The following is a 26329-nucleotide window of genomic DNA, read 5'->3' on the forward strand; positions in this document are numbered from 1 at the left end:
ACGAAAATGGCCCATTCCAACGACGAAATCCGCGGGGTCCTGGTGCAGGTCGGCGAAGACCGCCTGCTGCTGCCCAACGCGACGGTGGCCGAAGTGCTCTCGCGCGCGCCGGTGCAGCCCATCGAGGGCACGCCGGACTGGCTGCCCGGCCGCATCGACTGGCATGGCTGGCAGGTGCCGCTGGTCGCCTTCGCCAACCTCACCGGCCAGGGCCGCGACGTGGTCGCCCACAACAGCAAGATCATCGTGCTCAAGGCGCTGGGCGGCAGCGGGAAGATGCCGTACTTCGCCCTGCTGACCGCCTCGTTCCCGCGCCTGGTGTCGGTACCGCGCGACGGCCTGCTGGCCGACGCGACCGAGGAGGAATTGCCGGTAGGCGTGCAGATGCGCGTGCTGCTGGGCGAGGAAGGCGCGCTGCTGCCGGACCTGGAGCGGGTCGAGGCGATGATCGGCGAGGCGCTGGCGCAGGCCGCATAAAGTCGAAGCGCAGCCGAGCAAGCTCGGCGCTACAGGAGGTGATGTAGAGCTTGCTCCGCTCCATGCAGGGCTTGAAGCGCTGGGTTCCCGCCTGCGCCGGATGACGGGAGAGGTGTGCCGGCGCGGCTCGTTTGCCGGAATCGGGCGCGCTCACCGGCGTCCGCGCAGCGCCTGGCCCAGTTGCGCCAGCCGCTGCGGCGTGCCGACGTCGGTCCAGTGGCCGGCATGGCGTTCGCCGCCGATGCCGCCGCCGTCCATGTGCGCGCGCAGGATCGGCGCCAGCCGGAAGCGCGGCTTGCCGTTGCCGGCCACGCTGGCGTCGGCGTCCGCGTGCGCCCGCCAGCCGTCGAGCAGGGCCGGCCGGTAGACGCCGATGCCGGCATAGGTGAGGCGGCGCGCGCCGTCGCGGCGCACCTGGCCGTCGTCGTCGAGGGCGAAGTCGCCGTGGGTGGCGTAGCCCGGCGGATCCACCATCACCAGGTGCGCCAGCCCGCGCGGCTCGCGCGGCAGCCGGGCGAAGTCGTAGTCGCTCCAGATGTCGCCGTTGACCAGCAGGAACGGCGCATCGCCCAGCGCCGGCAGCGCGTTGAGCATGCCGCCGCCGGTCTCCAGCGGAGTGTCGCCCTCGTACAGGTATTCGATGCGCAGGTCCCAGCGCGCGCCGTCGCCCAGCGCCACCGGGAACTGATCGGCCAGCCAGCTGGTGTTGATCACCACCTCGCGCACGCCGATCGCGGACAGTTTCTCCAGGTGCCAGGCGATCAGCGGCTTGCCGCCGGCTTCCAGCAGCGGCTTGGGCGTGCGATCGGTCAGCGGGCGCATCCGCTCGCCCAGGCCGGCGGCGAAGATCAGCGCCTTCATGCCGCATCCTTCGCGCGCAGCGCGGGCTTGATCACGGTTTGGAGCAGTCCGGCCAGCGGTTGCAGTTCGCGATGGCGCGGCAGCACCTCGTCCAGGTAGGCGATGAAGCGCGGCGCGTCGGCGAGGTATTTCGGCTTGCCGTCGCGGTGGTGCAGGCGGGCGAAGATGCCGAGGATCTTCAGGTGCCGCTGCACGCCCATCCAGTCGGCGTCGCGCTGGAAGATCTCCCACGCCGGCACCGGCAGCCCGGCGTCGGCGGCGCGCGCGCGGTAGCGCCGCAGCCAGCCGTCCACGCGCGCCAGCGGCCAGTCCAGGAACGCGTCCTTGAACAGGCTGATCGGATCGTAGGCGATCGGCCCGCGCACGCAGTCCTGGAAGTCCAGCACCGCCGGCTCCGGCAGCACCGGCATCAGGTTGCGCGGCATGAAGTCGCGGTGGACCAGCACCTGCGGCTGCGCCAGCGCGTTGTCCATCAGCCGGCGCTGTACCAATTGCAGGCTTTCGGCCTGCGCGCAATCCAGCTCCAGGCCGAGGTGGCGGCGCAGGAACCATTCCTCGAACAATCCCGCGTCGCGTTGCAACAAGGCCTCGCCGAACGCGCCCACGTCGGCCGGCACGGCGATGGCCTGCAACTTCAGCAACTGCGCGATGGCGCGGTCGAACCAGTCGTCGGCGTTGCCGGCATCGATCACCTGCGCCAGCGTCGGCCCGCCCAGATCCTCCAGCAGCAGTAAACCGGCCTCGACGTCGCGCGCCAGCACCTGCGGCACGCGCACGCCGCCGCCTTCCAGCAGATCGCGCATCCGCAGCCACGGCCGCACGTCCTCCAGCCCCGGCGGCGAGTCCATCACGATGTGCGAGCCGTCGCCGCCCTCGGTGCGCCAGTAGCTGCGGAAGCCGGCGTCGACCGAGGCGCGCCGCAACGCCAGCGCCGGCTGGCGCAACTGCGTGCGCGCCCAGTCCAGGCGCAGGGATTCCCTGTCGGAAACGGTGTCACCCATCGGTCATGGCCGGAAACGGAAGGAGAAAGCGTACAGGGTAGACTGACCGCCAACAGACGGCGATATTTCCGACATGGCACATCCTCTTCAACCCGTCCTGCTGTCCGGCGGCTCCGGCACGCGGCTGTGGCCGCTCTCGCGCGAGGCCTATCCCAAGCAGTTCCTGCCGCTGGCCGGCGACGACACGATGGTGCAGGAGACCTGGCTGCGGGTCGCGCCGCTGTCGGCGCGCGCGCCGATCGTGGTGGCCAACGAGGAGCACCGTTTCCTGGTGGCCGAGCAGCTGCGCCAGATCGGCGCGCCGGCGCTGGCCATCGTGCTCGAACCGGTCGGCCGCAACACCGCGCCGGCCATCGCCGCCGCCGCGCTGCAGGCGATGGCCGGCGGCGAGGATCCGCTGCTGCTGGTGCTGCCCTCCGATCACGTCGTGCGCGACGCGGCCGGCTTCCGCAGGGCCGTGCAGGAGGCCTCGGCCGCCGCGCAGGCCGGCGCGCTGGTGACCTTCGGCGTCGTGCCGTCGGCGCCGGAGACCGGCTTCGGCTACATCCAGTCCACCACCACCCAGGGCCTGGGCAAGGTGCAGCGTTTCGTCGAGAAGCCCGACGCGGCCACCGCGCAGGGCTACCTGGCGGCCGGCGGCTACTACTGGAACAGCGGCATGTTCCTGTTCCGCGCCAGCCGCTACCTGGAGGAACTGGAGCGACACCGCGCCGACATCGTGGCGGCGGTGCGCAAGGCGTTCGAGGCCGCGCGCCGCGACGGCGACTTCGTCCGCCTGGATCGCGAGGCCTTCGCCGCCTGCCCGTCCGATTCGATCGACTACGCGGTGATGGAGAAGACCGGCGACGCGATGGTGCTGCCGGTGGACATCGGCTGGAGCGACGTCGGCAGCTGGTCGGCATTGTGGGACGTGGCCGAGCGCGACGCCGACGGCAACGCGCACCACGGCGACGTCATCGCCATCGACAGCCGCAACAGCTACGCCTACGCGCAGCGGCTGGTGGCGCTGGTCGGCGTGGACGACATGGTGGTGGTCGAGACCGACGACGCCGTGCTGGTCGCGCGCAAGGACCGCGTGCAGGAGGTCAAGCAGGTCGTCGCCCGCCTCAAGGACGGCCAGCGCAGCCAGGCGGTCCTGCACCGCAAGGTGTACCGGCCGTGGGGCGCCTACGATTCGATCGACATGGGCGAGCGCTTCCAGGTCAAGCGCATCACCGTCAAGCCCGGCGCGGCGCTGAGCCTGCAGATGCATCACCATCGCGCCGAGCACTGGATCGTCGTCAGCGGCACCGCCAAGGTGATCCGCGGCGAGGAGACCCTGCTGCTGTCGGAGAACCAGAGCACCTACATCCCGCTCGGCGTCACCCACCGGCTGGAGAATCCGGGCAAGGTGCCGCTGGAACTGATCGAGGTGCAGTCGGGCAGCTACCTGGGCGAGGACGACATCGTCCGCTTCGAGGATGTGTATGGCCGCAGTGGCTGACGGCCCTCCAAAACCTGCCCCCACCCCATCCCTCCCCCGTAAACGGGGGAGGGAGCCGTTTCCCATACTTCCGGTGCCATGACCTGCTCCTTCCCCCGCTTGCGGGGGAAGGTTGGGATGGGGGCCTTCGCCATCTGCCTCCTAACCCCCCGTAAACGTGGGAGGGAGGCGCTTCTTGGACCGCCGATTGCGCGAACGAAATCCTCTCGGGTTGAACCGATGCCGCTAGCGCCTGCGGAACAAACTGGTCAGCGCGAGGATCGCGATGGCGCCGAGCAGCGCGCCGAGGAAGCCGGCCGGTTGTCCTGCCGCGTACCAGCCCATGTACTGGCCGAACCAGCCGGCCAGCAGGGCGCCGGCGATGCCGAGCACGATGGTCAGCAGGCAGCCCATGCGGCCGTTGCCGGGCGTGATGAACCGCGCCAGCAGGCCGACCACGAAGCCCACCAGGATGATGTAGAGCCAGCTGTCGCTGCCGAACAGGCTACCCATTGCGCATGCCCCCACCGGAAAGGTGGGGGCAGCGTAGCAGCCGGTGCTCCGGTGGTGAAGGCTCAGCAGCAGCCGTGGTCGCCGTGGCGGGTGCCGCTGTCGGCGGCCACCGGCGAGCCGCTGGTCTCGCCGCGCAGGCTGGCGGCGTGGTGCTCGGCGATCACCCGCGCCACGCAGGCGGTGACCTTCTTGCCCATCGGGATGTGCAGGAACTCGTTGGGGCCGTGCGCGTTGGAATGCGGGCCGAGCACGCCGGTGATCATGAACTGCGCGCCGGGGAACTTCTCGCCCAGCATGCCCATGAACGGAATCGAGCCGCCTTCGCCCATGTACATCGCCGGCTTGCCGAAGAACGCCTGGCTGGCCGCGTCGATGGCCCGCTCCAGCCACGGCGACATCGCCGGCGCGTTCCAGCCGGTCGAGGCCTTCTCCAGATCCAGCGTGACCTGCGCGCCATTGGGCGGATCGCGCAGCAGCGCTTCCTTCAGCAGCTCGCCACTGCGCTTGCCGTCGGCGGTCGGCGGCAGCCGCAGCGACAGCTTGACCGCGGTGTGCGGACGCAGCACGTTGCCGGCCGAGGCCAGCGGCGGCATGCCGTCCACGCCGGTCACCGACAGCGCCGGGCGCCAGGTGCGGTTGAGCACCAGTTCGCTCAGTTCATCGCTCATCGGCTTGAGGCCGTCCACCAGCGGGAACTTGTCGAACACCGCCGTATCGAGCACTTCCGCCGCGCGCTGCGCCTGTGCCCGGCGCTCGGCCGGGATCTCCACGTGCAGGCCGTCGATCAGGATGCGGCCGGTGTTCTCGTCCTCGATCCGCGACAGCAACTGGCGCAGCAGGCGGAAGCTGGACGGCACCACGCCGGAGGCGTCGCCGGAATGCACGCCTTCCTCCAGCACCTTGACGGTGAAGTTGCCGCCGGCCAGGCCGCGCAGCGAGGTCGTGCACCACAGCTGCTCGTAGTTGCCGCAGCCCGAGTCCAGGCACACCACCAGCGACGGCTGGCCGATGCGCACGGCCAGGTGATCGACGTAGGCGGGCAGGTCGTAGCTGCCCGATTCCTCGCAGGCCTCGATCAGCACCACGCAGCGCGCGTGCGGCAGGCCCTGCTGCTGCAGCGCCTGGATCGCGGCCAGCGAGCCGAAGATGGCGTAGCCGTCGTCGGCGCCGCCGCGGCCGTACAGCTTGTCGCCGCGCAGCACCGGCTTCCACGGGCCGAGGTCGTCGTCCCAGCCGGTCATCTCCGGCTGCTTGTCCAGGTGGCCGTACAGCAGCACGGTGTCGCTGCCGGTCTCCGGGCCGGAGGCGGGGATCTCGACGAAGATCAGCGGCGTGCGCCCTTCCAGGCGCACGGTCTCGACCTGCATGCCGGCGATGGGCTGGGCGCGCGCCCAGTCCTCCATCAGTTTCGCGGCCTGCTCCATGTAGCCGTTGGCGACCCAGTCCTTGTCGAACATCGGCGACTTGTTGGGGATGCGGATGTATTCGACCAGTTGCGGGACGATGTCCCCGTCCCACTTCTCCGAGACGTAGCGGTCGATCTTGGCGTTGTCCATGATGGCTCCGGCGATGCGTTTGGCTAGCCGCCCATTCTACGCCTGCGCGCGTGTAGGAAATTTCCTACACGCCGGCGTGGCGTTTCCCGGCAGCCGCCACGGGGCGGCAGCGATATCGTCCTTCGGGTACGGCGATCCAGACTTTCCTGCCGCCCGGCCTCCGCCGGGACGGAACACGGAATCATCAACGCACAAGGAGCGTCGCCATGAAATCCATCCATCTGATCCTGAAATCGCTGGTCCTGTCGCTGCTGCTGGCTTCCACGGCCTGGGCGGCCGACAAGGTCAACATCAATACCGCCGACGCCGCCGCGCTGGAGGCAGTCCTGGTCGGCGTCGGGCCGGCCAAGGCGCAGGCCATCGTCGACTACCGCAAGGCCAACGGCCCGTTCAAGAGCGCCGAGGAACTGGCGATGGTCAAGGGCATCGGCTTGAAGACGGTCGAGAAGAACCGGGATCGCATCGAACTGCGCGCCGCCGCCGCTCCCGCCGCGCCGAAGAACGCCGCCACCGCACCGGCGCAACCGCGTCCGGTGACGCGCCGCTGAGCCATCCGGGCGCCGCCGCCTGGCGGCGGCGCCGGCAAGGGGCAGGACGCCACCGACAGGCAGGGAAGCCGACAGGGATGTACTGATTGCAGCGCAGGAATGCGCAAAGGCCTGGAGCGGGCAGGGAGCCCGATACTGGCAGGACGCCAACACGGAAGTCGCATCGCCCGGTCGCACGCAGGTGTGGCCGGGCGATGTGTTTTTTGCGGCATGTCCGCGCGGAGACAGTAGGCGAGGACCCGGGGTTGTCTCCTAGAATGGTGGCAACCGCTGGCGGGAGCTCTTGCATGTCGTCGCAGTCGCGGGTCATCCCCGCCAACGAATACCGGCGCGAGCGCTGGAAGAACGGCGCCGGCTGGACGCGGCAGATCCTGCGCATGCCCGATGCCGACGACTGGCACTGGCGGCTGTCGATCGCCGAGATCGAGCAGGACGCGCCGTTCTCGTCGTTCCCGGGCGTCGAGCGCGAGCTGGTGCTGCTGCGCGGCAACGGCCTGCGGCTGCGCTTCGGCGATGGCCGCGACGCCCTCCTGCAACCGCCGCACGATCGTTTGCGCTTCGCCGGCGAGGACGAAGTGGCCGGCGAGCTGATCGATGGCCCCACCCACGACTTCAACCTGATGTGGCGGCGCGATGCGGTGCAGGCCGAGCTGCTGCATCGTCCGCTGGTGGGGCCGATGTTGTTCTTCGCCGAGCCCGGCACGCAGTGGGCGATCCACCTGCTGGGCGGGCAGGGCCGCTTCGACGGCGCCGCCAGCCTGCCGCCGCTGTGGGCCGGCGATACCGCCGTGCTGGCCTCGTCCTCGGGCCGCCGTCGCTTCGTGCTGGAAGGCGGCGGCGAGTTGCTGGCCATCCGCATCCGGCAGATGGCGGGATCGTAATCCCGCGGATTCATTTCCCGGCTTGCGGTGATTTTTGTAATGCCGGGCTTGCCCGGCTGCCTTTCGCCGGTCGGTGAGGAGCCGAGCAAGCTCGGCTCTACAACGGGCGTTGATCGACCGGAGGTGCCTTGGGATTTGCCAAGGGAGCCGATATGGCTTCGGAGCTGAAGCGTCGCGGATTCATTCGCCTGTTTGCGACGATCTCTTGTAGAGCCGAGCTTGCTCGGCTGCCTTTCGCCCGCCGGTAAAGGAGCCGAGCAAGCTCGGCTCTACAACGGGGCGTTGATCGACCGGAGGTGCCTTGGGATTTGCCAAGGGAGCGGATGTGGCTTCGGTGCCGAAGCGTCGCGGATTCATTCCCCGACTTGCGGCGATCTCTTGTAGAGCCGGGCTTGCTCGGCTGCCTTTCGCCGGCCGGTAAAGGAGCCGAGCAAGCTCGGGCTCTACAGTCGGGATGCGTTGATCGACCGGAGGTGCCTTGGGATGTGCCAAGGGAGCCGATATGGCTTCGGTGCCGAAGCGTCGCGGATTCATTCGCCTGTTTGCGACGATCTCTTGTAGAGCCGGGCTTGCTCGGCTGCCTTTCGCCCGCCGGTAAGGAGCCGAGCAAGCCCGGCTCACAGTCGGGATGCGTTGATCGACCGGAGGTGCCTTGGAATGTGCCAAGGGAGCCGATACGGCTTCGGTGCCGAAGCGTCGCGGATTCATTCCCCGACTTGCGGCGATCTCTTGTAGAGCCGAGCTTGCTCGGCTGCGTTTCGCCTGCCGGTAAAGGAGCCGAGCAAGCTCGGCTCTACAGCGGGGCGTTGATCAACCGGAGGTGCCTTGGGATTTGCCGGAGGAGCGATGCGGGTTCAATACACGTCGCGCCGGTAGCGGCCGTCGGCCAGCATCCGTTCGACCGCCTCGTTGCCGAGCGCGTCGCGCAGCACCGCGTCGACGCCCGGTGCCATGCCGGCCAGGCTGCCGCAGACGTAGAGGGCGGCGCCTTCGTCGACCCAGCGCCGCAACTCGCCCGCCTGCCGGCGCAGCACGTCCTGTACGTACAGGCGGGTGGGCTGGTCGCGCGAGAAGGCCAGGTCGACGCGCGCGATTGCGCCGCTGCGCTGCCATTGGCGGATTTCATCGCCGTGGAAGAAGTCGCAGGCCTCGTTGCGCTCGCCGAACAGCAGCCAGTTGCGATGCAGGCCGGCGTCGATGCGCGCGCGCAGGTGGGCGCGCAGGCTGGCCATGCCGGTGCCGTTGCCGATCAGGATCAGCGGGCGTTCCGGCGCCGGCGGGTGGAAGTTGGCGTTGGTGCGGATGCGCAGCGCGATCTGGCCGCCCAGCGGCGCGTGGTCGCACAGCCAGCCGCTGCCCAGGCCGGGCGTGCCGTCGGCAGCGCGCATGCGCCGCACCAGCAGCCGCAGCGAGCCTTCCGGGGGCAGCGAGGCGATGGAGTATTCGCGGTGCGGCAGCGGCGCCAGCGCCGCGGCGACCTGCCGGGCCTGCTGGCCGCGCACCTCGGCGGGATCGGGCAGGTGGCTGCGTGCTGCCGCTTCGCGCAGCGTCGTCGCGCCGTCGTCCGTTTCCAGGGGCGCATCCCCGTCCAGGCCGCTGGCGGCGAGCCAGGCGTCCACGGTTGCCGCCGGGTGGCGCGGGCCGATCTCGGCGATGTCGCCGGCCTGCCATTCGATCGATTCCGGCTCCACCGGCGGCAGCAGGTCGATCCGCCAGGCCGGTTCGCCGGCGCTGCCAGGGTTGAGCCGTTCGCGCGCCGCCAGCGTCCACGTCTGGTAGCGCGGCGGCGTCCAGTCGGGCAGATCGGCGATGCCGCCGATGTGGCCTAGATGGTGCTGCCAGTGGCGCAGCGCGCCCTCGTCGGCGTTGTCGACCTCGATCAGGTCGAACCAGGGCTGCGCGCCCTGCCGGCGCAGCCAGCCGTCGAGCTGGTGGCCGAAGCCGCAGAAGTCCTCGTATTCGCGGTCGCCCAGCGCCAGCACCGCGTATTGCAGCGATTCCAGCGTCGCCGGCCGTCCCATCACCTGGCGGACGAAACCCAGCGCGTGGTCGGGCGGATCGCCCTCTCCGGTGGTGCTGACGATGAACAGCGCGCGCGGCGTGCGTGCCAGCCGCGCGGCGTCGATGTGCTCGAGCGGCAGGACGTGCACCGCCACGCCGGCCCGTTGCAGGCTGTCGGCGGTGCGCTGGGCCAGCTCGTGGGCGAATCCGGTCTGGCTGGCGTAACCGATCAGCACCGCGTCGTCGGCGGGCGTGGTGACGGCGCAAGGGCGCGGGCGCGTCCTCCACCACAGCGCCGCGCAGAAGCCGGCATAGGCGGCCACGCTGGCGATCGCCATCCAGATTCGCGCGGTCGAGGGCGGCGCCGGCCACCAGGCGCCGGTGTTGAGCGTCAGCAGCCAGCCGCACAGCGCCGCCAGCGCGATCAGCATCAGTGCATTGCCGAGCGGCGCCCGGCGCAGGCCGGAGCCGGTGGCGGTCTTGAGCGCGGTCGCGTTCATGCGGCCAGCCGCGCTTCGAAGGCGGGGGTCATCGTTTCTTCCAGGGTTCCGTCCGCGCGGGTGACGAAGCGCGCGGCCAGGCCGCGCGCGCGCGCGAACGCATGGCCGTCGCGCGTGCCCATCACCGTCAGCGCGGTGGCCCAGGCGTCGGCCTGCATCGCGTCGGCGGCGATCACGCTGACCGCGGCGGCGGCCTGCGCGACCGGGCGTCCGCTGCGCGGGTCGAGGGTGTGCGCATAGCGCGTGCCGCCGTGGTCGAAGTGGTGCCAGCGATCGCCGGACGTGGCGATCGCCAGGCCGTCCAGCACGACCACGCGCGGCGGGTATCGCGCGCCGTCGGCCTCCTCGTCGGGCGCCGATTCCACCAGCACGCGCCAGCGCTGGCCGTCGGGCTTGATGCCGTAGCCGTGGAGTTCGCCGCCGACCTCGACCAGCGCGCCGGGAATGCCCGACGTGCGCAACCGTGCGGCAACGCGATCCACGCCGTAGCCCTTGGCGATCGCGGAGAGATCCAGCCGCAGTCCGCCGGGCTGCGACAGCCGCGGCGGCGCGAAGGCCGCGCGCAGGCGCCGCCAGCCCACGTGCGCACGGGCGATGGCCAAGGTTTCCTCGTCGGGCACGCGCGGCGCGGCGGCATGGGCGCCGAAGCCCCAGGCATCGACGAGCGGCGCGATGGTCGGATCGTAGGCGCCGCCGCTGCGTTCGGCGATGTCCAGCGCGCAGGCGAGCACGGTGGAGAACTCGTCGGGCAGATCCTGCGCCTGCCCAGCCACGGCGCAGTTGTAGCGGGTGATGTCCGAATCGTCGCGCCAGGTGCTCATCTGCGCGACGATGCGATCCAGCTCGCCCTGCAGGCGCGCATGCAGCGCATGCAGGTCCAGCGAAGGCGCGGCGGCCAGCCGCACGCTCCAGGTCGTGCCCATCGTCTGGCCGCCCAGCGAATGCAGGGCCAGCGCGGAGGGTTCGGAAACGGCGGACATCATGGTCGTCGCAAGGCGGGCCGGCGCTGCGCCGGCCCGCGCGTGGCTGCTTTATTGCGGCAGCACTTCCAGCGTCGCCACGTAGCTCAGGCGGCGCTGCTTGGCCTGCGGCGCCGAGGTCCTGGCATCGGTGGTCGAGGTTTCCAGCCAGTACATGCCCGCTTCCGGCCAGGTGACCTTGAAGCTGCCGTCGGCGGCGGTGGTGACGTTGATCTCGTCCTGCGCGTTGCGGTAGCGGGTGGCGCCGCGGACGATCTCGATCTCCAAGCCGGCGGCCGGCTTGCCGTCGACCATCAGCCTGAAGGTGGCTTCCTCGCCGGCGACCAGATCGTTGGGATGCGTCACCGCCGCCAGTTCCAGTCCCTTGCCGGTGAGCGTGATGTCGCTGGGCGCGCCGCGGGTGACGAAGGTCTCCACGCGGCCGATGCCTTCGGTGACCTGCACGTTCTTGGCGTCCTTGGGGATCTTGGTGGCCAGGTCCTCGGGCGTGGCGTTGCGCAGGAAGCCGCCGCGCGGACCGCCGCCGCCGGGGCCGCCGGCGGCCGGCGGATTGGCCTGCGCCGCCTTGGCCGCGGCCAGGCTCTCGGCGGTGTCCCAGCGCGCGGACAGGCCGGCGTTGAGGTTGGTGATGCGGTAGGTGCCTTCCTGCTGCAGCTGCACGTCGAACACGCTGCGGTACTTGCCGGTCGCCGGGTTCTGCGGCTTCAGCGCGCTGCCGTCGGGCGCGGTGACGACGACGTTGTCCAGCCGCATCGGCACGTGATCCGGGTAGTACAGCTGGTTCGACACCGCGGCATCGACCGTGACCCACGGGTCGTTGCCGGCGACCACGGTGGAGGAGGGGACCAGCCATTGCTTGTGGGCGGCCGCGGTCAGCGGCAGCAGGCAGAGGACGGCGGCGAGGGCGAGGGTGGAACGCTTCATGAGGAGATTCCTTACGTGGGTCCGGGACGGGGGCCTTGCGCCTTTCCTTCGAGGGGAAAGGCCGGGAGGGGGCGTGTCAGGAACATTGCGTGGTCCGACACCATCCCCACCCAATCCTCCGCTTGAAGGGGAGGGCTTGGAGCGGATCAGGGTTTGACGGCCAGGGTGACGGCGCCGAGCTCGCTGCTGCCCTGCGCGCTGGCGTTCTGCGGCTTGCCCTGGGCCGGCCAGGTGAAGGGGATCTTCAGCAGTTCGCGGCCGCCGACCTCGCGCGCGGCCTCGACCACCAGCGTGTACTCGCCCGGCGCCAGGCCGGCCAGCTGCTGCTTGTCGGTGAAGCTCAGCGCGTGCTTGCCGACCGGCTTGGTCGGGCCGGTGACGCCGTCCACCGGCACCTTCAGCGTGCGTCCGGTCTTGCGCCACCACTGGCGCAGGTCCGGCAGCCACTTGGTGCCGTGGCCTTCGGCGGTGTCCTTGTGCTGGTACCAGACCGACAGGTTGGCGGCGACCTTCTGGTCGGCGCCCTCGACCCAGATGGCCACGTACGGGCGGTGGTACTCGGCCACGTTGAGCTTGGGGATCTCGACGCTGACGTCGAGCTGCGCCGCGTAGGCGGGCACGCCGAGCAGGCCGCTCAGCGCGATGGTCAGGGTGACGGGTACGGCGATCTTCGACATTCGGAATGCTCGCGGGGGTCAGTGGATGAAGAGCAGGGCCAGCAGCAGCGGCACCAGCAGGCCCAGGCCGACCATCGGCCAGGTCATGCGGCGCTGGCGCGCGTGCAGTTGCAGCAGGAACAGGCCGGTGATGCAGAACACCAGGCAGGCCACCGCGAAGACGTCGAGGAACCATCCCCACGCCGGCCCGGCGTTGCGGCCCTTGTGCAGGTCGTTGAGGTAGGAGATCCAGCCGCGCTCGGTGCGCTCGAACTCCACCGCGCCGCTCTCGCGATCGATGCTGAGCCAGGCGTCGGCGCCGGGGCTGGGCATGGACAGGTAGATCTCGCCGTCGGACCACTCGGCCGGCCGGCGTCCCAGCGACACCGACAGCGCATCGCCCAGCCAGCGCGCCACCTCGGCCGGCAGCGGCGCGTTGCCTTCGTCCGGCTGCTCCAGCAGCGGCAGCAGCGAGGCGGGCAGGTCGGCGGTGCGGTTGACCACCTGCGGATCGGCCTCGATCCGCGAGGCGTGGTTGAGGGTGATGCCAGTGACCGCGAACAGCAGCATGCCGATCAGGCAGACCGCCGAGCTGATCCAGTGCCACTGGTGCAGCGTGCGCAGCCAGAAGCCGCGGCGCTGCTGGGTGGAAACCGGATCGGGGCGGGAAGGGATGGCGGGCACGGAAGGCGCTGCTGGACGGGTCGCAAAGTATAGGCCATCAATGAGAACAATTCTCATTGATGGCGGGTGTCCGAGAAAACGCACGCCGGCCCGGGCGGTTGACACCCGGGCCGGCGGGAACGTCAGAAGCTGACGTTGAGGCTCAGCCACAGGTTCCGCGACTTGTCCTTGTTGTTGTAGTCGTCGAGGTAGCTGGGCGTCCAGGCACCGGTGGCCGGGTTCTGCGTCCAGAGGGTCTGGAACGAGGTGAAGTCCTCGTCGAGCAGGTTGTTGATGCGCGCGTTGACGCTGACGTGCTCGCTGAAGCGGTACTGCGCGCCGAGGTGGAACACGGTGTAGTCCTCGAAGTCGCGGCGGACGCCGTTGACCACGTCGCGGTAGCGCCTGGAGCGCGCCTCGGCCAGCAACTGCACGCTGAAGCTTTCCGTGGCCTGCCAGTTCAGGCTGGCGTTGGCCATGTGCTTGGCGGTATTGGTCAGCGGCAGGCCCTGCTGCGCGCCGCTGAGCTGCTCGCTGTCGGTGTAGGTGTAGTTCGCGCGCAGCGACAGGTTGTCGATGATGCCCCAGCGCCCGGCCACTTCCACGCCCTGGATGCGTACTTCGTCGATGTTGATGTTCTGCGCGTAGGTGGTGTAGCCCAGCTGCGCATAGTCGCCCAGGTTGGCGCAGGGACGCACGCCGCCGGTCTGCTCGCAGCTCAGGTTGGTTTCGCCACGGGCGATCTTGTCGTCGAAGTCGTTGCGGAAGACCGTGATGTTGAAGTTGTGGGCGTCGTTCGCCGAGGTCCAGTACAGCGCGATCTCGCTGTTGACGCTGGTTTCCGGCTTCAGGTCCGGGTTGCCGACGAAGGGCGAGGTGCCCTGGCCGCCGAAGCCGGTGATGCCGTCGTACAGGTCGGTGGTCTTGGGGGTCTTGAAGCCGGTGCTGACGCCGCCCTTCAGGGTCCAGGTCGGGCTGATGTCCCACACTGCGTAGGCGCGCGGGCTGAGCTGGCTGCCGAACACGTTGTGATCGTCGCGACGCATGCCCAGGGTGATGGTCAGCGCGTCGATCGGGTTCCAGTTGTCCTCGGCGAACAGCGACCACATCCTGTGGTCCTGCACGGTGCCGGCGCCGTCGCCGCCACCTTCCATGCCGAACACGCCGTCCTCCAGCTCACCGTCGATGAGCTGCCCGCCGACGACGAAGTGGTGGCGTTCGCCCACGGCGAAGTCGAACTTGGCGTCCAGCGTGTACTGGCGGCTTTCCATCGTGCGCTTGGGGCGCGGCAGGAAGGTGTCCACCATCAACTGCTGGCGCTGGGCGCGGGTCAGGCCGGCGTAGGGGCCGCTGGCGCAGGTGGCGGCGTTGTTGCAGTAGAGGTCGCGGTGGACCAGGCGCTCGGCCACGGTGAAGGGCAGGGTGCGGCCGTGGTTGCCGGTGTCGATGTGGGCCAGCGACACGAAGCTGTTGCCCAGTTCCCACTGGCCGTGGTGGGTGATGGACCACTGGTCGCGGGTGAACTCCTGGTCGGCGGCGTAGCCGGCCTGCGGCGCGGCGCGCCAGATGCCGGCCAGGCCGTCCACCGTGCCCAGCGGATAGGTTTCGGTGCCCAGGTTGTTGAGGTAGGGCGTGTTGTCGTAGACCTGTTCGGAAGTGTCGTACTCGAACACCAGGCTGTGGTTGTCGACCGGCCGCCAGCTCAGGGTCGCGCCGGCGCTCTTGTTGGTGTTGTCCACCGTCTTGCCACCGCCGCCGAAGCCCAGCGGGCGCTCGAAGGTGGTGCCGTCCGGCGCGGTGATGATTTCGTACTCCGGGGCGGAGGCATCGCGGCGGTACCACGAGCCGCGCACGCCCAGGCCCAGCTTGTCGGCCACCAGCGGCCCCATCAGGGCGAAATCGAAGGTGGTGTCGGAACCGAAGTCGCTGTTCTCCTGGATGCTGTGGCCGGCCGTGGCCGAGCCGCGCCAGCGGTCGGACACCTTGCGGGTGATGATGTTGATGACGCCGCCCAGCGCGTCGGCGCCGTACAGGGTCGATGCGGGGCCGCGGATGACCTCGACGCGATCGATCATGTCCAGCGGCGGGATGTGGTTGAACTGGTTGCCGCCGAAGCTGTTCGGATAGATGTCGCCGTGGTTGTTCTGGCGCTTGCCGTCCACCAGGATGAGGGTGTAGTCCGGCCCCATGCCGCGCATGCTGATGGTCTTCTGGCCGGTCTTGTCCGAGGTCTCGCCCACGTCCACGCCTTCCAGGTCGCGCACCGCGTCGATCAGCGTGATGTAGGGGCGCTTGGTCAGTTCCTCGCGGGTGATGACGCTGATGCTGGCCGGCGCGTCGGTGAGCTTCTGTTCGAAGCCGGCGGCGGTGACGACCACCGTGTCCAGCGTGCTGGGGTCGGCGCCGTTGGGATCGGCGGACGGTTGCGCCAGCGCCAGTGCGGGCGCGGCCAGCGCCAGCAGCAGTGCGCCGTGGAGTGCGTGGCGGCGGGGAATGCGGGGGGAGGAAGCATGCATCTGGGCGATACCTGAGGAGAGGAAAGGGAAGGTGAGGTGGATGTGTGTGTCGTGCTGGCCGCCCGGACCCGCCACCGCGTCGTGCGGGACAGGGACCGGGAAGACTCGAAGGAGGCGAGCGCCGCCGGGCGTCAGGCGCGGGCGATCGCGGGGGGCGGCGCGTGGCCGGGATGGGCGCAGGACGCCAGGGCCGACGGCAGCGCCGGCGTCACGGGCGGCATCCACCCGCATGTTCCGCAAGCGGTGCAGGCTGCCCTCGCGGGCCGCGGGAATGGATGCTGGCTGGACACGATTGCCCCCAAGGCGGCCCGGCGGACCGCGACAATGGGCAAAGTTTAACGAAAATCAATCGTATCTGTAAACAAGAGGCGTTCTCATTCTCTTCGCCCGGCCAGACGGGTGAAGAACGCCGGAACGGTCCGGACAGCAGGGAGGGCGACCCCGGCCCGCCCGCGCCGGGGCGGACCGGGGCTGCCGTGCCCGCGGGGCCTCAGAAGCGGTAGGTCGCGGTCAATACCGCCGAGCGCGCATCGCCCGGGGTGGCCCAGCCGTTGTTGCGCACGCGGGTGTAGTACTGCTTGTCGAACACGTTGTTGAGGTTCAACTGCAGGCTGAGGCGATCGCTGACCTGGTAGCCGGCCATCGCGCGGTGGACGGTGTAGCTCTTCACGCGCGGCGCATTGGCGGTGCTGGCGGTGACGAAGTCGCCCTGGTAGGTCAGGCCGTAGCCGAAGGTCCAGCCGTGGGTGCGGTAGGTGCTCCAGGCGCTGGCCGAGTGCTCCGGCGTGTTCGCCAGCGGATTGCCGGCCTGGGCATCGATGCCGGTGGTGTCGCGCACGTGGTCGGACACGCTCTGCAGCACCTCGCTGTCCAGGTAGGTGTAGTTGGCGAACACCGACCATGCGCGGGTGATGTTGCCGGCGATGCCGAGCACCAGGCCCTGCACGCGCGCGCGGCCGTCCAGTTGCTGCTCCGGCTGCGCGGGATCGCCGCTGGCGACCTTGTAGTTGCGGCGTTCGTTGCGGAACGCGGCCGCCGACAGCGCCAGGCGATCGTCGAGCACGCTCCACTTGCTGCCGAGCTCGAGGTTGATCGCGGTTTCCGGATCCACCTCGCAGGTCTGCGCGGTGCAGGCGCCGTTGACCGAAGCCTTGGACGGCGTCTTGCTGTTGGCGTAGGACAGGTAGAACGTGCCCTGCTCGACCGGCTTGAACACCAGGCCGGCGCGGTAGGAGAACAGGTCGTCCTCGTTGACGAAGGACGGGCCGACGCTCACCGCGCCGCCGGCCGCCGGCGTGGCGAAGGTGGTGGAGCGCGTGCTGCCCTCGTTGTGCTCGTAGCGCGCGCCCAGGTTGAGCTGCCACTGCGGGCCGAATTTCAGCGTGTCGAACACGTAGGCCGCCTGGTTGCTGAGCTCGCCCTCGGTCAGGCCGGAGCGGATGTAGTTGACCGGGCCGGTGTAGAGGTTGTCCGGGCGGTGCAGGTCCATCGCCGGGTAGGTCGGCGCGACGCCGGCCGCGGTGCGCTGGCTGTTGCCGGTGTCCAGATCGTAGGTCTCGTGGGTGAAGGACACGCCGGCCACCAGCGCGTGCTCGACGGCGCCGGTGCTGAAGCGCGTGGTCAAATCGGTCTGGCTGACCGCGATGGCGTTGCTGCTGTCGCGCGTGTTGCCGCGCGGGCCGCTCGGCTGGTAGGTGCCGGGGTTGGCGCAGGCCGCGCCGTTGGCCGGGTTGATGCCGCTGTCCAGGCACCAGGCGCCCTGGGTCGGGTTGACGACGATGAACTGATCGACCTTCTGGTAGCGCGCCAGGCTGCGCAGGGTGGTGTCGGCGCCGAAGTCGTGCTCGAACACGCCGGTCAGTGCATCGACGTCGATCTCCTGGATGTCCATGTTGCGGTAGCCGAAATAGCTCTCGCGGTCCACGCCCGGCAGCAGGCCGCCATAGGCGGCGAAATAGGGCAGGCCGTACTGCGGCACGTTCTCGTCGTGCTGGTGCAGGTAGCCGAGGGTGAAGCGGGTGTCCGAACCCAGGCCGATGGCGAACGACGGTGCGAAGCCCCAGCGCTCGTTGCGCTCGACGTCGCGATCCGGCACGTCGTTGCGGTGGGCCATCGCGTTCAGGCGCAGCGCCTGGCCGTTGTCGAAGTCGATGTTGTGGTCGGCGGTGGCGCGGGCGTAGTCGGCGGTGCCGGCGCCCAGCGTGAACGCGCTGAAATCGCCCTCGCGCGCGGTCTTGCTGACCAGGTTGATGTTGCCGCCGACCGAGCCGGCGCCGGAATGCGCCGAATTGGCGCCGTTGATCAGTTCCAGCGATTCCAGGTTGAAGCTGTCGCTGCGGGTGTATTGCGCACTGTCGCGCACGCCGTCGATGGTGATGTCGCTGCTGGCGCTGAAGCCGCGCAGGTTGATGCTGTCGCCGTAGCCGCCACCGCCCTCGCCGGCGCCGAAGGTGATGCCCGGCAGGGTGCTGAGGATGTCGCGCAGGCCCAGCAGGTTCTGCTGGTCCATCACCGCCTTGGTGACCACGGTGATGGTCTGCGGGGTGTCGCGCAGCGGCTCGGTGTACTTGGCCGAGGATGGCTTGGCGATGCGGTCCTCGTGCACTTCGATGGTGTCCAGTTCGACCGCCTTCCTGCTGGCGGTGTCGGCGCCGTCGGCGACGGTTTCGGCAACGGTGTCGGCGATGGCCGGCATCGAGAAGGCCAGCAGCAGGGCGGAGGCAAGGGGGGACAGGCGTGGGTTCATTGGGGTCTGCTCGGAAGGGTGGACGAAAGTCGCCCGCTGGCGGCGGCAGCGGCGGGCGCGGGGAACGCGGACGGGTGCCCGCCGCTTCCTCGGGAGGCGGCAGGAGGGGAGGGCTGGCTGGGCGCGGAGCGGGGAGAGGGGCCGGTGCGCGGGGCTGGCGTCAGACCAGGCGGGGTGGAGCGCGTCCGCGGTAGGACGGGTGCCTGGAAACGGGTCGCGCGGCCTCGCCGGGCGCGGCCGGCGCCGGCGCGGCGCTGCGCCGTGCGACGGTTTGCGCGGCGCGCGGCGTGGCGCATTCGGGAGTGGAAGCGGGATTGCCTTCGCCGGCGATGCAGGCAGGGCCTGCAACAAGCAGGGTCCGGCCGCCGGGCGGGGCCGCCTCGGCGGTGCGCGATGCATGATCGAACGTCGCCGCGACGCACCCGCGCACGGCGTCGGCCTGCATGGCCGTCGCGCCCCCGGGGACGCCGCCGTACAGCGCCATCGCCAGCAGCAGCCGTGCCGTCGCCTTGATCAGCGCGGCGGCGAGCGAAGCTGGCGGCGGGGACGCGGGAGGAGTCATGGCGGACCGGAAGCGGCCGGGGGCTTCATGCTCCCGGCAAGGCCGCACAGAGTAGTGAGAATGGTTCGCGTTTACAACAAGGGCTTCGATTCGTCGCCGTGCTCACTGCCGATCGTCGCGGGTCCAGACGCCGCCGTGCTCCAGCCTGACCGGGAACTTGGGGACCGGCGAGTAGGCCGGCGCGCACAGCGCGCGGCCATCGCGCACGTCGAAGCGGGCGCCGTGCAGCACGCATTCGATGCTGCCTTCGGCCGGATCCAGCACGCCGGAGGCCAAGTCGAAGTCCTCGTGGCTGCAGCGATCCTCCAGCGCGTACAAATCACCGTCCAGGTTGACCACCAGGATCGGCGCGCCGGTCACTTCGTCGAACACGCTGCGCATCTCGCCGGGCAGCAGTTCGCCGGTGGCGCAGACGAAGGTCCAGGTCTCGCTCATGCCGACGCTCCGCTCAGATCCTTCTCCAGCACCTCGAAGCGCAGGTCGTCGCGCAGCGGAATGCCGAAGCGCGCATCGCCGTAGGGAAAGGGCTTGTGGATGCCGGTGCGCCGGTAGCCGCGCCGCTGGTAGAAGGCGATGAGTTCTTCGCGGAGGTCGATGACGGTCATGCGCATCGCCGGCAGGCGCCATTCGTCGCGCACGGTGCGCTCGGCCTGCTCCAGCAGCGCCTTGCCGATGCCGCCGCCCTGCAGATCCGGGCTGACCGAGAACATGCCGAAATAGCCGGCGCCGTCCTCCTCGGCGATGTGCGCGCAGGCGATGAGGCGGCCGTCGCGCTCGACCACCAGCACTAGGCTGCGCGGGCGAAGGATGTCCTGGCGCAGGACGTCGGGATCGATGCGCGCGCCGTCGAGGAAATCGGCCTCGGTGGTCCAGCCGGCGCGGCTGGCCTCGCCGCGGTAGGCGGAGGTGACCAGCGCGACGAGGGCGTCGACGTCGTCGCTGGTGGCGGTGCGGAAGGTCAGGGTCAGCATGCGGAGGATTCTACGGGAGCCGATGTCTGTCCGCCGCGTGAAGCCAAAGCGCAGCCGGGCAAGCTCGGCCCTACAGGAGGATCGTAGAGCGGAGCTTGCTCCGCTGCTGTCCGCCGCGTGAAGCCAAGGCAGCCGAGCAAGCTCGGCTCTACAGGAGATGATGTAGAGCGGAGCTTGCTCCGCTGTCCCATCAACCCAGCAAGCCGCGCACCTTGCGCAGCGCTGCGACGAACCGCTCGATCTCCTCGTGCGTGTTGTAGAACGCCAGCGACGCGCGGCAGGTCGCGGCCACGCCGTAGTACTGCAGCAGCGGATGCGCGCAATGCTGGCCCGAGCGCACCGCCACGCCTTCCAGGTCCAGCAGCGTGGCCAGGTCGTGCGAATGCGCGCCCTCGATCAGGAACGACACCACCGCCGCCTTGTCCGGCGCGGTGCCGAAGATGCGCAGGCCCTCGATGCGGGTCAGTTCCTCGTCGAGGTGCGCCAGCAGTTCGGCCTCGCGCGCCTCGACGTGCTCCATGCCCAGCGCGTCGAGGTAGTCCACCGCCGCGCCCAGGCCGACGAAGCCGGCGATGTTGGGCGTGCCGGCCTCGAACTTGTGCGGTGGATCGTTGAACACGGTGCCGTCGAAGCTGACTTCCTTGATCATCTCGCCGCCACCGATGAACGGCGGCATCGCCAGCAAGTGCTCGCGCCGCGCCCACAGCGCGCCGGTGCCGGTCGGGCCGCACATCTTGTGGCCGGTGATGGCGTAGAAGTCGCAGCCGATGGCGGCCACGTCGATGCGCCGGTGCGGCGCGGCCTGCGAGCCGTCCACCACGGTGACGATGCCGCGCCGGCGCGCCTCGCGGCAGATCTCGCGCACCGGGTTGACCGTGCCGAGCACGTTGGAGACGTGGGTCACCGCCAGCAGCTTCACCTCCGGCGTCATCGCCGCGCGCAGCGCGTCCAGGTCCAGCGCGCCGTCGGGGGTGATCTCGGCGACCCTGACGGTCGCGCCGGTGCGCGCGGCCACCAGCTGCCACGGCACGATGTTGGCGTGGTGCTCCATCCGCGAGACCAGGATCGCGTCGCCGGCCTCCAGCCGCGGCAGCGCCCACGAATAGGCGACCAGGTTGAGCGCGAAGGTGGTGCCGCTGCACAGCACCAACTCGTCGCCGCGCACGTTGAGGAAGCGCGCCAGCTTCGCCCGCGCGCCCTCGTAGGATTCGGTGGCCTCGGTGCCCAGCGCGTGCACCGCGCGGCTGACGTTGGCGTTGTGGCGGCGGTAGAAATCGTCGACCGCCTCGATCACCGCCGCCGGCTTCTGCCCGGTGTTGGCGTTGTCGAAGTAGACCAGCGGCTTGCCGTGCACCTGCCGCTCCAGCAGCGGGAAGCCGGCGCGCACCCGCGCCCAGTCGGGTGCGCCGTCGCCGTCGGCGCGGGAGTGCGGATGCGGCGCGCTCATGCCACCCCCGCCGAGTCCAGCGCGCGGTCCAGCGCGGCGGCCAGCGTTTGCGCCAGCGGGCCGTCCAGCGCGCGCAGCGGCTCGTGGCAGAACGCGGCGCTGAGCAGCCGCTGCGCCTGCGCCTGCGGCAGCCCGCGCGAGCGCAGATAGAACAGCGCGTTGGCGTCGAGCTGGCCGACGGTGGCGCCGTGCGCGGCCTGAACCTCGTCGGCATCGATGACCAGCACCGGCTGGGTGTCGATCTCGGCGTTGGCCGACAGCAGCAGGTTCTTGTTCGACAGCTGCGCGTCGGTGCCGTCGGCGCCTGCGTGGATGCGGATGCCGCCGTGGAACACCACCCGGCTGCGGTCGGTGGCCACGCCGCGCCACAGCAGGCCGGCGGCGGTGTCGCGGGCGGCGTGCTCGATGCCCAGGCGGGTGTCCACGTGGCGGCGGCCGTCGCCGAGCAGCACGCCGTTGGCGGTCAGGCGGGCGCGGTCGCCTTCCAGCCGCACGTTGAGCTCGTGGCGCGACAGCGCCGCGCCGAGTTCGAGATCGACGCGGTGGTATTCGGCCTCGCCCGCCAGCGTCGCCTCGGTGCGCAGCAGCGAGGTGAAGCCGGCGGCATCGTCCTGCATGCGCGCATGAATCAGGCGCGCGCGCTCGGCCAGGCGCACGTGCAGCAGGGTGTTGCCCAGGTGCGCGTTGTCGCCGGCGTGCAGGTGGTGCTCGACCAGCGACAGCGATGCGCCTTCGCCCAGTTCAAGCAGATGACGGTGGTGCCAGGCATGGTCGCCTTCGCCCGGGACGGAGACGAAGACCAGGTGCAGCGGCGTCTCGACCGCGGTGCCGGCCGGCACGCGCAGCAGCGCGCCTTCGCCGGCCAGCGCGGTGTTGAGGCAGGCGAACACGTCCTCGCTGCGCGCGTAGCGGCGTTCGGGGAGGCCCGGTACAGCGCCCTCCTCGAGGGCCGTGGACAGCGGCCGCAGTTGCACCGCCGCCGGCAGGCCCGTGGTGTCCGACAGCGCGGCGGCATGGCGGCCGTTGACGAAGACCAGCCGCGGCGCAGGGATGCCTTCCAGCAGGCGGGCGTCGATTGCAGCCGGCTCGACCGGCGCAGCAGTAAATGCGCGGCGCTCCAGCGCACGCAGCGAGGTGTACTTCCACGCTTCGCTGCGCGGGCCGGGCAGGCCGCCGCGCAGCGCTTCGTCGAGCAGGCCGCGGCGCGCGGCGTCGCCGTCGAAGGCGGTGGCCAGGGAGTCGAGCAGGGCGCTCATGGATGGTTCGCCGAGGTCGATGGAGCCGTCGTTCCCGCGCAGGCGGGGAGCCGGCGACTTGCTCCTTCGGTGAGTGAAGCAAAAGTCGAAGTCACTGGGTCCCCGCCTGCGCGGGGATGACGGGTCAAGGGAGGGCGTCGTGCACGCATCACGCCACCTTCTCGGGCGCGACGCGGTCCTTCAGCCAGGCGTAGCCGTGCTGCTCCAACTCCAGCGCCAGCTCCGGCCCGCCGGACTGGACGATGCGGCCGTCGGCCAGCACGTGCACCACGTCCGGCCTGATGTAGTCGAGCAGGCGCTGGTAGTGGGTGATGACGACGAAGGCGCGATCCGGCGCGCGCAGCGCGTTGACGCCCTCGGCCACGGTCTTCAGCGCGTCGATGTCCAGGCCCGAGTCGGTCTCGTCGAGGATCGCCAGCCTCGGTTCCAGCACGGCGAGCTGGAAGATCTCGTTGCGCTTCTTCTCGCCGCCGGAAAAGCCCTCGTTGACGCCGCGGTGCAGCAGCTCGTCCTTCAGGTGCAGCACCGCCAGCTTCTGCCGCACCAGCTTCAGGAACTGCATCGAGTCCAGCTCGGGCTCGCCGCGCGCCTTGCGCTGGGCGTTGAGCGCGGCGCGCAGGAAGTAGGTGTTGTTGACGCCGGGAATCTCGACCGGGTACTGGAAGGCCAGGAACACGCCGGCGGCGGCGCGCTCCTCCGGTTCCAGCTCCAGCAGCGGCCTGCCGTCGAACTCGACGACGCCGGCGGTGACCTCGTAGCCCTCGCGGCCGGCCAGCACGTTGCCCAGCGTGGACTTGCCGGCGCCGTTGGGGCCCATGATGGCGTGCACCTGCCCGGGCTTCACCTCCAGCGACAGGCCCTTGAGGATTTCACGGCCGGCGACGCTGGCGTGGAGGTTTTCGATCTTGAGCATGGGATTGGGGATTGGGGATTGGGGATTCGTTCAAATCGGTAGGGGGAGTCGGGGGAGCGGGCAGTTGCGAATCCCTAATCTCCAATCCCGAATCCCGGTCGGCTTCAGCCGACCGACCCCTCCAGCGACACTTCCAGCAGCTTCTTGGCCTCGACCGCGAACTCCATCGGCAGCTCGCGGAAGACCTGCTTGCAGAAGCCGTCGACGATCATCGACACCGCGTCCTCCTGGCTGATGCCGCGCGCGCGGCAGTAGAACATCTGGTCGTCGGAGATCTTGGAGGTGGTGGCCTCGTGCTCGACGGTCGCGCCGGGGTTCTTCACTTCGATGTAGGGGAAGGTGTGCGCGCCGCACTGCTTGCCGATCAGCAGGCTGTCGCACTGGGTGTAGTTGCGCGCGCCGTCGGCGTTGCGGTCCACCTTGACCAGCCCGCGGTAGGTGTTCTGGCCGCGGCCGGCGCTGATGCCCTTGCTGACGATCTTGGACTTGGTGCGCTTGCCGAGGTGGATCATCTTGGTGCCGGTGTCGGCCTGCTGGCGGTGGTGGGTCAGCGCGACCGAGTGGAACTCGCCCACCGAATCGTCGCCCAGCAGCACGCAGGACGGGTATTTCCAGGTGATCGCCGAGCCGGTCTCCACCTGCGTCCAGGTCACCTTGCTGCGCGCGCCCTGGCACAGCGCGCGCTTGGTGACGAAGTTGTAGATGCCGCCGCGGCCTTCCTCGTCGCCCGGATACCAGTTCTGCACCGTGCTGTACTTGATCTCGGCGTCCTCCAGCGCGACCAGCTCGACCACCGCCGCGTGCAGCTGGTTCTCGTCGCGCATCGGCGCGGTGCAGCCTTCCAGGTAGGACACGTAGCCCTTGTCCTCGCAGATGATCAGCGTGCGCTCGAACTGGCCGGTGTGGCCGGCGTTGATGCGGAAGTAGGTGGACAGCTCCATCGGGCAGCGCACCCCCTTGGGGATGAACACGAAGCTGCCGTCGGAGAACACCGCCGAGTTCAGCGCGGCGAAGTAGTTGTCGCCCACCGGCACCACCGTGCCCAGGTAGCGCTTCACCAGCTCGGGGTGGTCCTTGATGGCCTCGGACATCGAGCAGAACACGATGCCCTTCTCGGCCAGTTCCTTGCGGAAGGTGGTGCCGACCGAGACCGAGTCGAACACCGCGTCCACCGCCACGCCGGCCAGCTTGGCGCGCTCGTGCAGCGGCACGCCGAGCTTGTCGTAGGTGTCCAGCAGTTCCTTCGGCACCTCGTCCAGCGACTTGTACTTGGGCCCCTTCGGCGCGCTGTAGTAGCTCAGCGCCTGGAAGTCGATCGGCGCGATCTTCAGCTTGGCCCAGTGCGGCATCGGCATCTTCAGCCAGTGCCGGTAGGCGGCCAGGCGCCAATCGGTCATCCACTCCGGCTCCTCCTTCTTGGCCGAGAGCGCGCGGATGATGTCCTCGTCCAGGCCGGGCGGCAGCGAGTCGGATTCGATGTCGGTGACGAAGCCGGCGTCGTAGCGGCGACCCAGTTGTTCCAGGATCTGCGCGTTCTTCGGCGGGGCGGTGTCGAGGGTGGTTTCGGTGGCCATCGGGCTGCCTGTGGGTTCAGCGGGTGGCCATGCGCACGGCGATGGAACGCCGCGGCGCCGGGCCGATGTCGGGGGGAGGGATGGGCGCAGCATCTGCGCCAGGGTCACGCCGCGCAGTGCGTCGGCGACCACGTCGTTGATCAGCCGCCAGTTGGAGCGCACGCCGCACTGGTGAGCGATGCCGCACTGGCCCTGCGGCTGGCTGCATTCGGTCATCGCCAGCGGGCCTTCCATCGCCTCGACGATCTCGATCAGGCTGATGTCGCCGGCGTCGCGCGCCAGCCGGTAGCCGCCGCGCACGCCGCGCAGGCCGGCGACCAGCCCGGCCTGGGCCAGCGGTTTGAGCAGCTTGCTGACCGTGGGCGGCTCCAGGCCGGAGGCCTCGGCCAGGTCGGCAGCGCTCAGCACCTGCCCCGGCCGCGCGGCGAGCACGGTCAGGACCACGGTGGCGTAGTCGGTCAGCTTGGTGACGCGGAGCATGGCGGCGGGAAGGATTCTGCTAAAGCGGACCGAAATTGTACGCTTTTGTTCCGGCCGGCTCAAACCGGCCCCCACTCCGGCCTTCAGCCCGGAGTGGGGCGCCCCGTGGGAGCGACGTGAGTCGCGACAGGCGTACCGGTTTGCCCAGGGAATCATCGTGGAATGTGGAACAGGCGTTGTCGCGACTCACGTCGCTCCCACACGTCCTGCCCGGTGGCGGATGCGCGGGGCTTGGGGGATGGCGGGCCATGAGCGAGAATCGGCGCTTCCTTTCCCCCAGATGGCCCCGCGCATGCCCAGCAAGATCGAAGCCCGCAAGTCCGACATCCACGGCAATGGCGTGTTCGCCATCGCGCCGATCAAGAAGGGCGAGCGGATCGTCGAGTACAAGGGCACGCGGCGCACGCACGAGGCGGTGGACGCCGACGACAGCGGCGACGTCGATTCCGGGCATACCTTCCTGTTCACGCTCAACGACGAATACGTCATCGACGCCAACTACCGCGGCAACACGGCGCGCTGGATCAACCACAGCTGCAGCCCCAACTGCGAGGCGGTGATCGAGGAGCACGAGGGCAAGGACCGCAGGAAGGACAAGGTGTTCATCGAGGCCATCCGCAGCATCAAGCCCGGCGAGGAACTGACCTACAACTACGGCATCACCCTGGGCGAGCCGCACACCGCGCGGCTGAAGAAGATCTGGGCCTGCCGCTGCGGCAGCAGGAAGTGCACCGGGACGATGCTGCAGCCCAAGCGCTGAATCCCCGGCACCGATGCCGGAGGCAGCGGAAAGGTTGGAATGACCGACGGCAGGGGCGGGGCGCGCCGGCAGGCGCTATCG

The 26329-nt window shown here is 69.9% G+C and carries 23 protein-coding genes and 1 pseudogene; 5 read left to right on the top strand and 19 right to left on the bottom strand.

The annotated features are described in order from the left end of the window. The first annotated feature begins 6 nt into the window (after positions 1 to 6). Positions 7 to 477, top strand: coding sequence for a chemotaxis protein CheW (locus AAG688_RS04715; RefSeq protein ID WP_411834203.1), 471 nt, complete (start codon positions 7 to 9; stop codon positions 475 to 477). Positions 478 to 627: 150 nt separating this feature from the next. Here the strand turns inward: AAG688_RS04715 and murU are convergent, their stop codons facing one another. After that, positions 628 to 1338: an N-acetylmuramate alpha-1-phosphate uridylyltransferase MurU gene (gene murU / locus AAG688_RS04720; RefSeq protein ID WP_411834204.1), complete on the bottom strand. Its 711-nt coding sequence runs from the start codon at positions 1336 to 1338 to the stop codon at positions 628 to 630. Beyond that, positions 1335 to 2339 carry an aminoglycoside phosphotransferase family protein gene (locus AAG688_RS04725; RefSeq protein ID WP_411834205.1) on the bottom strand — a complete coding sequence of 335 codons (1005 nt, stop codon included), beginning with the start codon at positions 2337 to 2339 and terminating at the stop codon, positions 1335 to 1337. Before AAG688_RS04725 ends, murU begins: the two co-directional genes overlap by 4 nt. A 73-nt stretch (positions 2340 to 2412) precedes the next feature. On the opposite strand from AAG688_RS04725, the gene AAG688_RS04730 reads away from it, so the two are divergent. After that, positions 2413 to 3822 carry a mannose-1-phosphate guanylyltransferase/mannose-6-phosphate isomerase gene (locus AAG688_RS04730; RefSeq protein ID WP_411834206.1) on the top strand — a complete coding sequence of 470 codons (1410 nt, stop codon included), beginning with the start codon at positions 2413 to 2415 and terminating at the stop codon, positions 3820 to 3822. A gap of 225 nt (positions 3823 to 4047) precedes the next feature. Here AAG688_RS04730 and AAG688_RS04735 read toward each other — a convergent pair whose 3' ends face one another. Next, a complete protein-coding gene (locus AAG688_RS04735; protein WP_411834207.1) occupies positions 4048 to 4314 on the bottom strand; it encodes a GlsB/YeaQ/YmgE family stress response membrane protein in 267 nt (88 codons plus the stop codon). A 62-nt stretch (positions 4315 to 4376) separates the two neighbouring features. Continuing rightward, positions 4377 to 5870, bottom strand: coding sequence for a M20 family metallopeptidase (locus AAG688_RS04740; protein ID WP_411834208.1), 1494 nt, complete (start codon positions 5868 to 5870; stop codon positions 4377 to 4379). 206 nt (positions 5871 to 6076) lie between these two features. On the opposite strand from AAG688_RS04740, the gene AAG688_RS04745 reads away from it, so the two are divergent. Further along, positions 6077 to 6418 carry a ComEA family DNA-binding protein gene (locus tag AAG688_RS04745; protein WP_411834209.1) on the top strand — a complete coding sequence of 114 codons (342 nt, stop codon included), beginning with the start codon at positions 6077 to 6079 and terminating at the stop codon, positions 6416 to 6418. Positions 6419 to 6705: 287 nt separating this feature from the next. Further along, complete coding sequence (locus AAG688_RS04750) at positions 6706 to 7299, top strand: HutD family protein (RefSeq protein ID WP_411834210.1); 594 nt, start codon at positions 6706 to 6708, stop codon at positions 7297 to 7299. An 854-nt stretch (positions 7300 to 8153) separates the two neighbouring features. Here AAG688_RS04750 and AAG688_RS04755 read toward each other — a convergent pair. The 15 genes and pseudogenes from AAG688_RS04755 to AAG688_RS04825 all read right to left on the bottom strand — a co-directional run. Further along, the gene (locus AAG688_RS04755; RefSeq protein WP_411834211.1) at positions 8154 to 9800 is read right to left on the bottom strand and encodes a sulfite reductase subunit alpha; all 1647 of its coding nucleotides are present in this window, start codon (positions 9798 to 9800) and stop codon (positions 8154 to 8156) included. Further along, positions 9797 to 10780 carry an FAD:protein FMN transferase gene (locus AAG688_RS04760; protein ID WP_411834212.1) on the bottom strand — a complete coding sequence of 328 codons (984 nt, stop codon included), beginning with the start codon at positions 10778 to 10780 and terminating at the stop codon, positions 9797 to 9799. The genes AAG688_RS04755 and AAG688_RS04760 overlap by 4 nt, the downstream gene beginning before the upstream one ends. Positions 10781 to 10831: 51 nt before the next feature. After that, positions 10832 to 11704, bottom strand: a complete 873-nt coding sequence (locus AAG688_RS04765) for a DUF4198 domain-containing protein (RefSeq protein WP_411834213.1) — start codon at positions 11702 to 11704, stop codon at positions 10832 to 10834. Positions 11705 to 11850: 146 nt separating this feature from the next. After that, on the bottom strand, positions 11851 to 12381 hold the full coding sequence (locus tag AAG688_RS04770; RefSeq protein ID WP_411834214.1) for a DUF2271 domain-containing protein: 531 nt from the start codon (positions 12379 to 12381) through the stop codon (positions 11851 to 11853). 18 nt (positions 12382 to 12399) lie between these two features. Next, entirely contained in the window at positions 12400 to 13044 is a 645-nt protein-coding gene (locus tag AAG688_RS04775) for a PepSY-associated TM helix domain-containing protein (protein WP_411834215.1), read from the bottom strand. Between the two features lie 122 nt (positions 13045 to 13166). Then, complete coding sequence (locus AAG688_RS04780) at positions 13167 to 15539, bottom strand: TonB-dependent receptor domain-containing protein (protein WP_411834216.1); 2373 nt, start codon at positions 15537 to 15539, stop codon at positions 13167 to 13169. 490 nt (positions 15540 to 16029) lie between these two features. Continuing rightward, positions 16030 to 18285, bottom strand: a complete 2256-nt coding sequence (locus tag AAG688_RS04785; RefSeq protein ID WP_411834218.1) for a TonB-dependent receptor — start codon at positions 18283 to 18285, stop codon at positions 16030 to 16032. A 160-nt stretch (positions 18286 to 18445) separates the two neighbouring features. Continuing rightward, complete coding sequence (locus AAG688_RS04790; protein ID WP_411834219.1) at positions 18446 to 18847, bottom strand: hypothetical protein; 402 nt, start codon at positions 18845 to 18847, stop codon at positions 18446 to 18448. Between the two features lie 102 nt (positions 18848 to 18949). Next, positions 18950 to 19282 carry a non-heme iron oxygenase ferredoxin subunit gene (locus AAG688_RS04795; protein WP_411834220.1) on the bottom strand — a complete coding sequence of 111 codons (333 nt, stop codon included), beginning with the start codon at positions 19280 to 19282 and terminating at the stop codon, positions 18950 to 18952. Further along, positions 19279 to 19818: a GNAT family N-acetyltransferase gene (locus AAG688_RS04800; protein ID WP_411834221.1), complete on the bottom strand. Its 540-nt coding sequence runs from the start codon at positions 19816 to 19818 to the stop codon at positions 19279 to 19281. Before AAG688_RS04800 ends, AAG688_RS04795 begins: the two co-directional genes overlap by 4 nt. 190 nt (positions 19819 to 20008) lie before the next feature. Then, complete coding sequence (locus tag AAG688_RS04805; protein WP_411834223.1) at positions 20009 to 21265, bottom strand: cysteine desulfurase; 1257 nt, start codon at positions 21263 to 21265, stop codon at positions 20009 to 20011. Then, entirely contained in the window at positions 21262 to 22521 is a 1260-nt protein-coding gene (gene sufD / locus AAG688_RS04810) for a Fe-S cluster assembly protein SufD (RefSeq protein WP_411834224.1), read from the bottom strand. The genes AAG688_RS04805 and sufD overlap by 4 nt, the downstream gene beginning before the upstream one ends. A 148-nt stretch (positions 22522 to 22669) precedes the next feature. Continuing rightward, a complete protein-coding gene (gene sufC / locus AAG688_RS04815) occupies positions 22670 to 23434 on the bottom strand; it encodes a Fe-S cluster assembly ATPase SufC (RefSeq protein WP_411834226.1) in 765 nt (254 codons plus the stop codon). A gap of 104 nt (positions 23435 to 23538) precedes the next feature. Continuing rightward, positions 23539 to 25008: a Fe-S cluster assembly protein SufB gene (gene sufB / locus AAG688_RS04820; protein WP_411834933.1), complete on the bottom strand. Its 1470-nt coding sequence runs from the start codon at positions 25006 to 25008 to the stop codon at positions 23539 to 23541. A gap of 30 nt (positions 25009 to 25038) precedes the next feature. After that, positions 25039 to 25488, bottom strand: a pseudogene (locus AAG688_RS04825) (SUF system Fe-S cluster assembly regulator); the annotation flags it as partial. Between the two features lie 292 nt (positions 25489 to 25780). Here AAG688_RS04825 and AAG688_RS04830 point away from each other — a divergent pair. Further along, complete coding sequence (locus tag AAG688_RS04830) at positions 25781 to 26248, top strand: SET domain-containing protein (RefSeq protein ID WP_411834227.1); 468 nt, start codon at positions 25781 to 25783, stop codon at positions 26246 to 26248. The last annotated feature ends 81 nt before the right edge of the window (positions 26249 to 26329 follow it).

Source organism: Pseudoxanthomonas mexicana, from assembly GCF_046736355.1.
GTDB lineage: Bacteria > Pseudomonadota > Gammaproteobacteria > Xanthomonadales > Xanthomonadaceae > Pseudoxanthomonas_A > Pseudoxanthomonas_A mexicana_B.

Excerpts from the sequence above, each read along its gene's own strand:
- AAG688_RS04715 (WP_411834203.1), top strand. The coding sequence starts at position 7 with ATGGCCCATTCCAACGACGAAATCCGCGGGGTCCTGGTGCAGGTCGGC.
- murU (WP_411834204.1), bottom strand. The coding sequence starts at position 1,338 with ATGAAGGCGCTGATCTTCGCCGCCGGCCTGGGCGAGCGGATGCGCCCG.
- AAG688_RS04725 (WP_411834205.1), bottom strand. The coding sequence starts at position 2,339 with ATGGGTGACACCGTTTCCGACAGGGAATCCCTGCGCCTGGACTGGGCG.
- AAG688_RS04730 (WP_411834206.1), top strand. The coding sequence starts at position 2,413 with ATGGCACATCCTCTTCAACCCGTCCTGCTGTCCGGCGGCTCCGGCACG.
- AAG688_RS04735 (WP_411834207.1), bottom strand. The coding sequence starts at position 4,314 with ATGGGTAGCCTGTTCGGCAGCGACAGCTGGCTCTACATCATCCTGGTG.
- AAG688_RS04740 (WP_411834208.1), bottom strand. The coding sequence starts at position 5,870 with ATGGACAACGCCAAGATCGACCGCTACGTCTCGGAGAAGTGGGACGGG.
- AAG688_RS04745 (WP_411834209.1), top strand. The coding sequence starts at position 6,077 with ATGAAATCCATCCATCTGATCCTGAAATCGCTGGTCCTGTCGCTGCTG.
- AAG688_RS04750 (WP_411834210.1), top strand. The coding sequence starts at position 6,706 with ATGTCGTCGCAGTCGCGGGTCATCCCCGCCAACGAATACCGGCGCGAG.
- AAG688_RS04755 (WP_411834211.1), bottom strand. The coding sequence starts at position 9,800 with ATGAACGCGACCGCGCTCAAGACCGCCACCGGCTCCGGCCTGCGCCGG.
- AAG688_RS04760 (WP_411834212.1), bottom strand. The coding sequence starts at position 10,780 with ATGTCCGCCGTTTCCGAACCCTCCGCGCTGGCCCTGCATTCGCTGGGC.
- AAG688_RS04765 (WP_411834213.1), bottom strand. The coding sequence starts at position 11,704 with ATGAAGCGTTCCACCCTCGCCCTCGCCGCCGTCCTCTGCCTGCTGCCG.
- AAG688_RS04770 (WP_411834214.1), bottom strand. The coding sequence starts at position 12,381 with ATGTCGAAGATCGCCGTACCCGTCACCCTGACCATCGCGCTGAGCGGC.
- AAG688_RS04780 (WP_411834216.1), bottom strand. The coding sequence starts at position 15,539 with ATGCATGCTTCCTCCCCCCGCATTCCCCGCCGCCACGCACTCCACGGC.
- AAG688_RS04785 (WP_411834218.1), bottom strand. The coding sequence starts at position 18,285 with ATGAACCCACGCCTGTCCCCCCTTGCCTCCGCCCTGCTGCTGGCCTTC.
- AAG688_RS04790 (WP_411834219.1), bottom strand. The coding sequence starts at position 18,847 with ATGACTCCTCCCGCGTCCCCGCCGCCAGCTTCGCTCGCCGCCGCGCTG.
- AAG688_RS04795 (WP_411834220.1), bottom strand. The coding sequence starts at position 19,282 with ATGAGCGAGACCTGGACCTTCGTCTGCGCCACCGGCGAACTGCTGCCC.
- AAG688_RS04800 (WP_411834221.1), bottom strand. The coding sequence starts at position 19,818 with ATGCTGACCCTGACCTTCCGCACCGCCACCAGCGACGACGTCGACGCC.
- AAG688_RS04805 (WP_411834223.1), bottom strand. The coding sequence starts at position 21,265 with ATGAGCGCGCCGCATCCGCACTCCCGCGCCGACGGCGACGGCGCACCC.
- sufD (WP_411834224.1), bottom strand. The coding sequence starts at position 22,521 with ATGAGCGCCCTGCTCGACTCCCTGGCCACCGCCTTCGACGGCGACGCC.
- sufC (WP_411834226.1), bottom strand. The coding sequence starts at position 23,434 with ATGCTCAAGATCGAAAACCTCCACGCCAGCGTCGCCGGCCGTGAAATC.
- sufB (WP_411834933.1), bottom strand. The coding sequence starts at position 25,008 with ATGGCCACCGAAACCACCCTCGACACCGCCCCGCCGAAGAACGCGCAG.
- AAG688_RS04830 (WP_411834227.1), top strand. The coding sequence starts at position 25,781 with ATGCCCAGCAAGATCGAAGCCCGCAAGTCCGACATCCACGGCAATGGC.